At 39.9% G+C, this 10,114-nt stretch carries 9 protein-coding genes and 4 tRNA genes; 4 read left to right on the forward strand and 9 right to left on the reverse strand.

The window, feature by feature from the left end; genetic code table 11:
* Window positions 1–166: 166 nt before the first annotated feature.
* From I6F10_RS19300 to nudE, 6 genes are all read right to left on the reverse strand, one after another.
* Window positions 167–243 (reverse strand) — tRNA-Met (locus tag I6F10_RS19300).
* Window positions 244–305: 62 nt separating this feature from the next.
* Window positions 306–382: transfer RNA gene (locus tag I6F10_RS19305), tRNA-Met, on the reverse strand.
* Between the two features lie 62 nt (window positions 383–444).
* Window positions 445–521 (reverse strand) — tRNA-Met (locus I6F10_RS19310).
* Window positions 522–601: 80 nt separating this feature from the next.
* Window positions 602–678 (reverse strand) — tRNA-Met (locus tag I6F10_RS19315).
* Window positions 679–888: 210 nt separating this feature from the next.
* Window positions 889–1,692, reverse strand: a complete 804-nt coding sequence (gene cysQ, locus I6F10_RS19320; protein ID WP_024605630.1) for a 3'(2'),5'-bisphosphate nucleotidase CysQ — start codon at window positions 1,690–1,692, stop codon at window positions 889–891.
* On the reverse strand, window positions 1,685–2,257 hold the full coding sequence (nudE, locus tag I6F10_RS19325) for an ADP compounds hydrolase NudE (RefSeq protein WP_165744910.1): 573 nt from the start codon (window positions 2,255–2,257) through the stop codon (window positions 1,685–1,687). Before nudE ends, cysQ begins: the two co-directional genes overlap by 8 nt.
* 61 nt (window positions 2,258–2,318) lie before the next feature.
* On the opposite strand from nudE, the gene yrfG reads away from it, so the two are divergent.
* Window positions 2,319–2,966, forward strand: a complete 648-nt coding sequence (gene yrfG / locus I6F10_RS19330) for a GMP/IMP nucleotidase (protein ID WP_165744911.1) — start codon at window positions 2,319–2,321, stop codon at window positions 2,964–2,966.
* A 15-nt stretch (window positions 2,967–2,981) separates the two neighbouring features.
* Here the strand turns inward: yrfG and I6F10_RS19335 are convergent, their stop codons facing one another.
* The 3 genes from I6F10_RS19335 to I6F10_RS19345 form a co-directional block, all read right to left on the reverse strand.
* A complete protein-coding gene (locus tag I6F10_RS19335; protein WP_002963012.1) occupies window positions 2,982–3,605 on the reverse strand; it encodes a dUTP diphosphatase in 624 nt (207 codons plus the stop codon).
* Window positions 3,606–3,685: 80 nt separating this feature from the next.
* Window positions 3,686–4,054, reverse strand: a complete 369-nt coding sequence (locus I6F10_RS19340; RefSeq protein ID WP_002963010.1) for a YacL family protein — start codon at window positions 4,052–4,054, stop codon at window positions 3,686–3,688.
* A gap of 116 nt (window positions 4,055–4,170) precedes the next feature.
* Window positions 4,171–4,395: a hypothetical protein gene (locus I6F10_RS19345; RefSeq protein WP_002963009.1), complete on the reverse strand. Its 225-nt coding sequence runs from the start codon at window positions 4,393–4,395 to the stop codon at window positions 4,171–4,173.
* A 303-nt stretch (window positions 4,396–4,698) separates the two neighbouring features.
* On the opposite strand from I6F10_RS19345, the gene uvrD reads away from it, so the two are divergent.
* The 3 genes from uvrD (at window position 4,699) to I6F10_RS19360 (ending at window position 9,863) form a co-directional block, all read left to right on the forward strand.
* Window positions 4,699–6,864: a DNA helicase II gene (gene uvrD / locus I6F10_RS19350; RefSeq protein ID WP_002963007.1), complete on the forward strand. Its 2,166-nt coding sequence runs from the start codon at window positions 4,699–4,701 to the stop codon at window positions 6,862–6,864.
* The gene (locus I6F10_RS19355; RefSeq protein WP_197099269.1) at window positions 6,842–8,911 is read left to right on the forward strand and encodes a GNAT family N-acetyltransferase; all 2,070 of its coding nucleotides are present in this window, start codon (window positions 6,842–6,844) and stop codon (window positions 8,909–8,911) included. Before uvrD ends, I6F10_RS19355 begins: the two co-directional genes overlap by 23 nt.
* A gap of 103 nt (window positions 8,912–9,014) precedes the next feature.
* Entirely contained in the window at window positions 9,015–9,863 is an 849-nt protein-coding gene (locus tag I6F10_RS19360) for a chemotaxis protein (protein WP_165744913.1), read from the forward strand.
* The last annotated feature ends 251 nt before the right edge of the window (window positions 9,864–10,114 follow it).

Raw genomic sequence — 10,114 nt, forward strand, 5'->3', positions numbered from 1 at the left:
GACATAAAAAAACACGCTTTAAGCGTGCCGTTTCATTCTTATTTATTTCAGTGGTTGCGGGAGCCTGAACTTATAAAAGGTGAACCGACGACCTTCGGGTTATGAGCCACAATATACACACCAAATTTTAGACATAAAAAAACACGCTTTAAGCGTGTTATTTCAGTGGTTGCGGGAGCCGGATTTGAACCGACGACCTTCGGGTTATGAGCCCGACGAGCTACCAGACTGCTCCATCCCGCGCCTGAAATTTGTAGACTTGTTTAAAGTTGCTTACATTACAACTTGGCTTCCAATTAAATAATTGGTTGCGGGAGCCGGATTTGAACCGACGACCTTCGGGTTATGAGCCCGACGAGCTACCAGACTGCTCCATCCCGCGCCTGAAATTTGTAGACTTGTTTAAAGTTGCTTACATTACAACTTGGCTTCCAATTAAATAATTGGTTGCGGGAGCCGGATTTGAACCGACGACCTTCGGGTTATGAGCCCGACGAGCTACCAGGCTGCTCCATCCCGCGCCTGTATATTTTAAGCCTATCGACTACTTTATTTTATCTCTTAAGTTAGAGTTTACAGTAACCTCAATCCCTAAGGAAATTGGTTGCGGGAGCCGGATTTGAACCGACGACCTTCGGGTTATGAGCCCGACGAGCTACCAGACTGCTCCATCCCGCGCCTGTAATTTCTTTAAAACATTTTCGTAATATTTACGAGCCTGCCTTGAAGAGAGCGCTACTATATAGGAATAAACATTTAATGCAAGACCTAAACTAATTAAAGTTGTTCAACNTGCCTTGAAGAGAGCGCTACTATATAGGAATAAACATTTAATGCAAGACCTAAACTAATTAAAGTTGTTCAACCGAACAAAAAGCAACCAAATTACTATTCTGCGCTCAATCTTTGATGCGGATTAATCATTTTTTGCCATTCCCAGTCTGGATGTCCCATTACTATAAAGTCAGGGTTCTCAGTACTCTCTCGTTGGTTGTACGTTAGCGGATTAAATTCTGCATCGGTAATACAACCACCGGCTTCTTCAACAATAACTTGTGAAGCACCTGTATCCCACTCTCCCGTTGGACCAATTCTTAAAAAACAATCTGCTTTGCCCTCTGCAACAGTACAGGCTTTTAAAGAACACGAACCAATAGCAATCGTTGTAAACTGACTATTTAAATACTGACTCACCGCTTCTATTTTTTGGCGGCGGCTCACTGCAAGCGTCAAGCTCTCTGGCGGCGCTACAGATATTTGCTTATCAATTGAGTTTTCACGTTTAAAGGCACCATTTTTAGCTGTAGCAAAATAAGTCACGCCTTTTGCAGGCCAATGAATAACGCCAAGCACAGGATGATTATTTTCAATCAATGCAATGTTTACTGCAAAGTCGCCACTTTCTAAAATAAATTCGCCAGTACCATCCATCGGATCGAGCAACCAATAACGCTGCCAGTCCTGTCTGTCGACGAGTGCAGGTATAGGTGTTTCTTCCGACATAATTGGGATATCGGGCGCAAGTGCTTTTAATCCAGCAACCAGTACGTCATTTGCTGCTAAATCAGCTTTGGTAACAGGCGTATTATCTGATTTCTCTTGTTGGCCAATATCGCCTTTTTTATAAATGGCCATAATTGCATCGCCAGCACGCTCAGCTAATTCAATGCACGGTTCGATTAATTTATTCATCGGCAGCTCCAGACGCTAAATACTTATCTAATAATAGCAAAGCTGCAACACTGCGGGCTTCGGTAAAATCTTCTTGGTCTAATAATGACTGCCATTGAGTTAATGGCCACTTAACAACAACAAGCGGCTCTGGTTCGTCGCCAATAAGGGTTTTTGGGTATAATTGCTTAGCAAATAAAATATGCATAGTGGCATTAAAGTAACTCGGCGCCATTGTTACTGTTCTTAATGGTTTAAAATACTCAGCACCAAAGCCAATTTCTTCTTTAAGTTCTCTGTTAGCAGCTTGCTCTGGCGTTTCGCCCGGATCAATTAAGCCTTTAGGAAAACCTAACTGGTAATTGTTTGTGCCCGCACAGTATTCACGTACAAGTAGTAACTCATTATCTGCACTTAACGGAACAATCATCACTGCTCCCCGGCCACCGCCGCGAATTCGCTCATACTGGCGCTCTTCGTTATTAGAAAACTTTAACTCTAAAGACTCCACAGTAAACAGGCGACTTTTAGCAACAACATTGTTACTGAGGATTTGTGGTGGTGTTGGGTGCTTTTTCTGTGTCATTGGCGTTAATTTGCTATCATGGCAGTTAGTTCAATAATAAACCTTATAAGTTGAAATTCCTATGTTAAATTGGTCAAAAATCGATACCGTTTTGCTCGACATGGATGGAACATTACTCGATTTACATTACGACAGTCATTTTTGGCTTAACGTTATCCCTGCGCAACACGCATTAGCTAGAGGCATTAGCCTAGATGCAGCTAAAGCAGATATTTTAAAACGCTATCAAGCTGTGAGCGGTCAAATACAGTGGTATTGTTTAGATTATTGGGAGCAGCAATTAAGCTTGCCTATAATGGAGCTTAAACTAGAGTCTCAGCATTTAATTAAAATGCGTGAAGACGTACCTCATTTTTTAACCGAGCTTAAAAAAGCAGGCAAAGAGTTAATTTTACTTACCAACGCCCACCCTGAGAGCGTCATGCTAAAATTTGAGCATACAGCGATTGATAACTACCTAGATGGTGTAGTGTCTACTCATGAATATGGAGTAAGTAAAGAGCAGCAAAGTTTGTGGCACCAAGTACAAAAAGACTTAGGGTTTAATAAGCAGCGCACTTTGTTTGTAGATGACAGTGTGCCGGTATTAAATGCCGCACGAGAATACGGCATCGAGCACTTACTTGCAGTTGCTAACCCTGATAGCCAACAACCACATAACGAAATAGCCGATTACCTGAGTGTTACCGACTATCGTAAGATTATTTAACGTAGTTTACTTGGGCTAGATTTTTGGGTAACGCGCTTCAAGGCCTTGGTATACTAACTTTGCAAAATCTGCATGTTCCGTATCAAGGCTTTTAACTACTTCAACTAAATGCTCGTTATCTTCTTGCCCGTTCCACTCTTTGATATAGCTACCATCTTTATAACCGTGATCTTGGCGGAAAAAGTTTAACGTATTTTTCCCTACGTAGCCGCGATATAAATCATCAATATCCATACCCATTTGCGCCATACAGCCAGCAAATGCAGCTGCATTAAACGTTTTATCTGCAACAGCAGAAGCCGCTAATATTTCTAGCGTTTGTTTAAAGTCATCCGCTTGTTGAGCATTACTAAGTTCAGCTTCAAGTTGCTTTGCTAAGTCTTCGTAGCTAGTTTTGCCGTCAATTCTAAGCGATAAACCAAAATGAAAAATATCAACCAACTCTAAAATAACTTGTTCGGTATCTGGTGTTTGTTTTTTCCACCATTTCCAACCATGATGATCCAGCATTTCAGCACACTCAACCCAAATAGCGCGGTACCATTCGAATCCTTGAGTAAACCATTGCTCATGTACTTTAGTGTTCATGGCGTTTTGCATTTCTAGCATAACTACTAGCTTGTTTAAATTGGCAGACATATTCATTCCTGTCGTTTTTGATTAGTGTAATAGTACAGATAAAGGAAGCTTAACGCATCAGCACTATCTTAATATGTAGTTTACTTTGAGCCGCTAAATTCAGCCCATGAATCAATTAAATCAATGAAATCTTCAAAGCCACAACCACTACTTAAACCATTTTCTTCAAGCGCTAAATCGTCATCTTGATACGCTATTAGGTCTTCACTGTCTTGATGAAGCGCATGGGCTTCAAATAGTGCTTCGTCTTTGGTTAATATTAAATCTATTTCTTGGCCTTTTAGCGTTAGCGGCTCATAGCTTGAACTCACCGATGCAATAAGCGCTTGCACCATAGCTACTTTGTCTTTGCCTATTTCTTCGTTTAGCCAGCGACCAATAATGGCGTGTTCACTGCTTATTTTAATACGTAGCCCACTAATAGGGTCGCGAATAAATTGATATTCCATAGGGTTTGCCTGTAAATCTTTAATTGCGTAATTATATACGTAAACGCCCGCAAACCACAGGACATATAAAGTAAAATAGCGCCACAAGGGCGCTATTTTATTCAACTTTAAAGCCGTTAACTTCGCGATCTATAACGCGCTGCGTCAATAATCGACCATAAGTAAATAATAGGCACAAGTACAAAACCTACAAGCACATAAATTAGTGCGTAACTTATTATAATAGCGAGTGCAAAAAATATAGCCGCTAAAATACGCCCTTGCACTAACTGCCCTAAACCAGGAAAAAATATATTACATAATGCTGCGATTACGTTACCGCCAGAACCTTGATCTGCCATACTAACCTCTGTATTTATTTGATTTTATAATTATTTACTTACACACTCTATGCCAATTTATTAAAGCTTACAAATCAAATAGTTAAATTACCCTAGATTTAGAGAGTTAGTAAAAATTGCTAACTTTAGGTCAAATTAGCAATTTTTATTGTGCGTTTACACTTTTTTGTTTGTTTAAAAAATTAGCAAGTTACTCGTTTTTAAGGCTATTTTATAAATAGCTGTTTATAAAAACAGTATTTTATTTAGCCTAACAAAAACACCTGTTATACTGCCCACAATATTGATTAAAAAGGCGTAACGATGGACGTTTCACAATTACTCGATGGCTTAAATGACAAACAACGCGATGCCGTTGCAGCCCCACTACAAAACATGCTGGTATTAGCAGGTGCTGGGTCTGGTAAAACACGAGTGTTAGTTCATCGTATTGCGTGGCTTATGCAAGTTGAGCAAGCATCTGCTTACAGTATTTTTGCCGTAACCTTTACTAATAAAGCGGCTAAAGAAATGCGCAGCCGCGTTGAAGAAACACTAAAAGCCCCTGTAGGTGGTATGTGGATTGGTACGTTCCATGGTTTGTCGCATCGTATTTTACGTGCTCATCACCGTGAAGCTAACTTACCAGAAGCCTTTCAAATTTTAGACTCTGACGATCAACTTCGGATGATCAAGCGCTTATTAAAATCAATGAATATTGATGATAAAAAATGGCCTGCTAAACAATTTGGCTGGTACATTAGCGCCAAAAAAGATGAAGCACTTCGCCCTAAAGATATTCAAGCATACGATATTAACGAGCAAATGATGCTGCGTGTTTACGCCGCCTACCAAGAGGCCTGTGATAGAGCAGGACTAGTAGATTTTGCCGAAATATTACTACGCAGCTACGAAGTGTTAAAAAATAACCCTACGTTACTACGTCATTACCAGCAACGCTTTGCACATATGCTCGTAGACGAGTTTCAAGATACAAATACCATTCAATATGCATGGTTAAAGTTACTTGCAGGCGATACAAGCAGTATCATGATTGTAGGCGACGATGACCAAAGTATTTACGGTTGGCGCGGTGCTAAAATCGAAAATATTAAACGATTTTTAACTGACTTTAGCGCAGAAACCATTCGTCTTGAACAAAACTACCGTTCAACTGCAACTATTTTGAAAGCGTCTAATGCATTAATTCAAAATAACTCAGAGCGTATGGGTAAAAGCTTATGGACCGACGGTAACGATGGCGAGCCAATTTCTATTTATGCGGCATTTAATGAGTTAGACGAAGCGCGCTTTGTAAGTAGCAAACTACGAAGCTGGTTAAATGCAGGTAATGCCCTACAAGATGCCGCAATTTTATACCGTAGTAACGCGCAATCTCGTGTACTCGAGGAAGCCATGCTACAAGAAGGCTTAAAATACCGTATTTATGGTGGTATGCGATTCTTCGAACGACAAGAAATTAAAGATGCGTTGTCGTACTTACGCCTAGTAGGTAATCGTCAAGACGATGCCGCATTTGAGCGTGTAATTAATACGCCAGCACGCGGTATTGGCGATAAAACATTGAGCCATATACGAGATTGTGCACGAGCAGAATCGTTACCGCTTTGGTATGCCGCAAAAGCAATTGTAGAACAACAGCATTTATCTGGTCGTGCTTCTGGTGCAGTAAGTAAGTTTGTAGAACTAGTAGAACAAATAGAAGATAAAATTAGCGATCTAACTTTGCATGAGCAAGCCAAGTACACAATTCAAACCTCAGGCTTAATGGCAATGTACCAAGCCGAAAAAGGTGAAAAAGGCCGTGCTCGCGTAGAAAACTTAGAAGAGCTAATTAGCGCTTGTGATCAGTATGAGCTGCCTGAAGACGAAGAGTACAGCTCACCTTTACAAGGCTTTTTAGCCCATACGTCACTTGAGTCAGGTGAAGGACAAGCAGAAGAACACGAAGACGCCGTACAAATGATGACGCTTCACTCAGCTAAAGGCTTAGAGTTTCCGCTAGTGTTTATGGTAGGCGTAGAAGAAGGCATGTTTCCTTCTCAGCAAAGCAACGAAGAGTCGGGTCGCTTAGAAGAAGAGCGCCGCCTTTGTTATGTAGGCATGACACGAGCAATGGATAAGTTATACATTAGCCATGCTGAGAGTCGCCGTTTATACGGGCAAGAAAAATACCATAGCCCATCTCGCTTTTTACGCGAAATCCCTGAAGACTGCGTAGAAGAAATCCGTATTAAAACACAGGTTTCTCGCCCGCCTGCCGCTGGGCGTTTTAGCGCATCAGTTAGCCATGCCGCATTTGAAGACAGTGGCTTTAACTTAGGACAACGCGTACTGCATGCTAAGTTTGGTATTGGTACTGTACTGAATTATGAAGGTAGTGGCGCACAATCTCGCGTACAAGTTAACTTTGACGACCTTGGTAGCAAATGGTTAGTAACGGCCTATGCACGATTACAAGCGGTATAAAGCACACCTAAATGAGTTAGAGCAACAATTAGCTGGCGCGTATCATCGTCAGCTAGTGTTGATCACGGGCAGCCCAGCTTGGTGTTATGAAATACTTAACTCATTAATAGATGAAAACAATACACTTGTTGTATCAAAGCAGTGCGCGATTAAAAATTCGTACTGGCCTACTCGCACACACCAAATTTTAGGGCAAGAATTTGCTCATGCTGTTTACGATGGTTTTAGTGGTTTGCACCCTGATAAACTTGCAGCACTTGCCGGCACCGTTAAAGCAGGCGGTATACTGTTTTTATTACTGCCTGAACTAGATGATTTAGGCTCTTGGCAAGATCCCGCATTAAGTACAGTGCAATCACACGGTCAGAGCATTGACTACAGCATATTTAATCAGCGTTTCGCGACTATTATTAAACCGTTACCTGCTTTTCACTTGAGTGAAAAAAATGGCTGTATTAGTAATAACGCTAGCTATGTAATGCATAATAAAATTGATTATGAGCCACAGCAAAACTGTATTGAGCAGATAGTAAAAGTAGCTAATGGCCGTGCAAACAGGCCTTTACTCATTAATGCTGATAGAGGCAGAGGTAAGTCGGCAGCACTTGGCTTAGCCGCGGCAAAACTAACTGATAAAAAAGTAATTATTTGCAGCACTCAGTTTAAAGCGACCCATAGCAGCTTTAAACATTTAGCCCAAGAGTTAAGCCTTCAATACAACGATGAACATAAACAGCTCGCCAACTTGCACTACGTTGCACCTGACGCGTTATTAAACACACTACCTGAGTGCGATTTACTACTCGTTGATGAAGCTGCAGCAATCCCTGTTCCGTTATTACTACAAATGCTAGCTCATTACCCTCGTATAGTATTTGCAAGCACTCTGGTTGGGTATGAGGGCAATGGTAGGGGTTATACCATTCGCTTTAGTAACTATATTAAAGCGCACTATAAAGCCTCTAAAGTTGTAACGCTTGATGAGCCACTACGTTTTGCTAAACACGATCCCCTCGAGAAGCACATTCGCACCTTGCTTGCACTCGATGCAGAATATATAGAGTTAAGTAGTGGTGAATTAGAGCAGCCAATTCATAGCGAAGTAACTCAGCAATCCCTTGTAAACAATGAATCTTTACTGCAGCAAGTTATTGCCCTACTTGCACTGGCTCACTATCAAAGTAGTGTCAACGACTTACGCCAACTACTAGACGCACCATCGCAAAGACTATTTATTAGCAAAATTAATAATCAATTAGTTGGCGTATGCTTAATCGCCATAGAAGGTGGTTTGAGTGAAGAACTTGCCCTACAGGTTATAAGTGGAGAGCGTCGCCCGCAAGGACATTTAATGGCGCAAGCACTCTCACAACTTAGCTTTAATAATGACTGTTTAACACAACTGAGCGCTCGCGTTGTACGAATAGCGATTGATCCGAGTTCCCACAATATAGGACTTGGTAAAAAGTTACTTAGTTATTGCGAATCGCAGGTAAAAAGCCAATGTAGTTGGTTTGGTGCAAGCTTTGGCGCAATAGCGCAGTTACTTAATTTTTGGCAAAACCTAGGGTTTGATACTGTAAAATTAGGTTATCAACGCGATAAAAGCACCGCTGAACATTCGGCGCTTGTAGTTAAATGCTTAAGTGACAAAAGTACAATTCTTCAACCCCTAAAAAAGCAGTTTAAAAACGATTTCTTTTATGCTCTTTTAACACACTTTAAAACACTAGATTGGCAACTCGTGAATATTATAATTGAAGGATTTACCGACGAGTTAATAAGCCTAGAGACTCACGAGCGATTAGCGCTGCTCACTAAAAGTAACTTCACTCAATTTAGTATCTCTGCAACTCTTTGGCAGTTACTGAGCCAGTCACCTTCTTATATATCTCAATTAACAGAGTCGGATAAACAACTTTTAATAAAATTAGTACTTCAAAATGAAAGTAATGAAAAAGTGATTCAACACTTAGGTTTATTAGGAAAAAAGCAGCTTGAGAATCAATTTAAACGTGCCATAAAAAACCTCACTAACACCATCTAATAATTTCTAGCTGCCCTATCTCTGTTAAATTTTATCCATCTTTAAGCTATTTATTTAATTTGTTCTATCCTTAAAGCATTAATAGGTAAATTAAGATAAAGGCATGGAATTAATAAACTTTAAAGTGGGCTGCAAAACAATTTCGCTAAAAATACTCGATATTTTATTAACTGAGCGCTTTGACAATAATCTAACAACTTTACCCAACAATAATAAAAGCTTTATTGGTGTTAAAGATTATATGGATACACCAACACCTGTTTTTGATTTAGGTATTATTTTAAATAATATCTCAACCGAACAAAGTAATGCGCATGTACTAAAACAACTAAGAATATGGCAAGACAAACTATTAAACTGGTTTAATACCCTTCATAGTAACTTATTAAATAGCTCGGCTTCTATTTCAAATAATGACGCCGAACTACAAGATTTTGTTTTGTTTTACAAAGAATTCAACACCGACAATGAAGACTTAAAATTAACAATGTCTCGGCTTGACGAGCCCTTCCAATCATTACTAGAAACAGCGAAAGCAGCCATAGCAGCCCATAATCGAAGTGATGATAAACACACATCAGCTCTGCTCGACAAAATTAAGCGCAGTAGTCTAATTCAGCTTGAGCGTTTATTTGAATCAGCTAAAGAGCAAATAACCTTAGACTATAAACCTATTATTGTTTTCACCACCAAAGATGGATTAAATCCACATGTTGGTTTATTAGTAGATAAGGTTGAAGATAATATCGACTATAAAAAAGAAGACATAAAGCCACTGGATAAGCTCACTGAGGTTGGTTTTGATCTAGACCCACAAACTAAAAATATGATGCTAGGATTAATCAAGCTCCCCCAAAAGCATAGTGTATTAATTGATCCAAGCGTAATATTTAAACCAGCTCAACTAGAAGAATCTGAAAGTGAAGAAACCCAAGCTTATGGACTATTTTAAATAGCCTTTAAATTTGGTTATTAACTTTAGTACTGGAATAATGAGCTATTCCGCTCAACTTGTACATTTAGATGAATTAGAGAAGAATCGAGTATGTAATGTCCGTTACTCCCCATATTTCACTTTTCTGCAGACGTAAAAAAGCCCGACTATTTCTAGTCGGGCTCTCTACAATTTGAAGCCTGGTAATGTCCTACTTTCACATAGCAAATGCTACACTATCATCGGCGCTGTTTCGTTTCACTACTGAG

Origin of the sequence: Pseudoalteromonas sp. SWYJZ98 (genome assembly GCF_015864495.1) — a bacterium.
Lineage (GTDB): Bacteria > Pseudomonadota > Gammaproteobacteria > Enterobacterales > Alteromonadaceae > Pseudoalteromonas > Pseudoalteromonas distincta.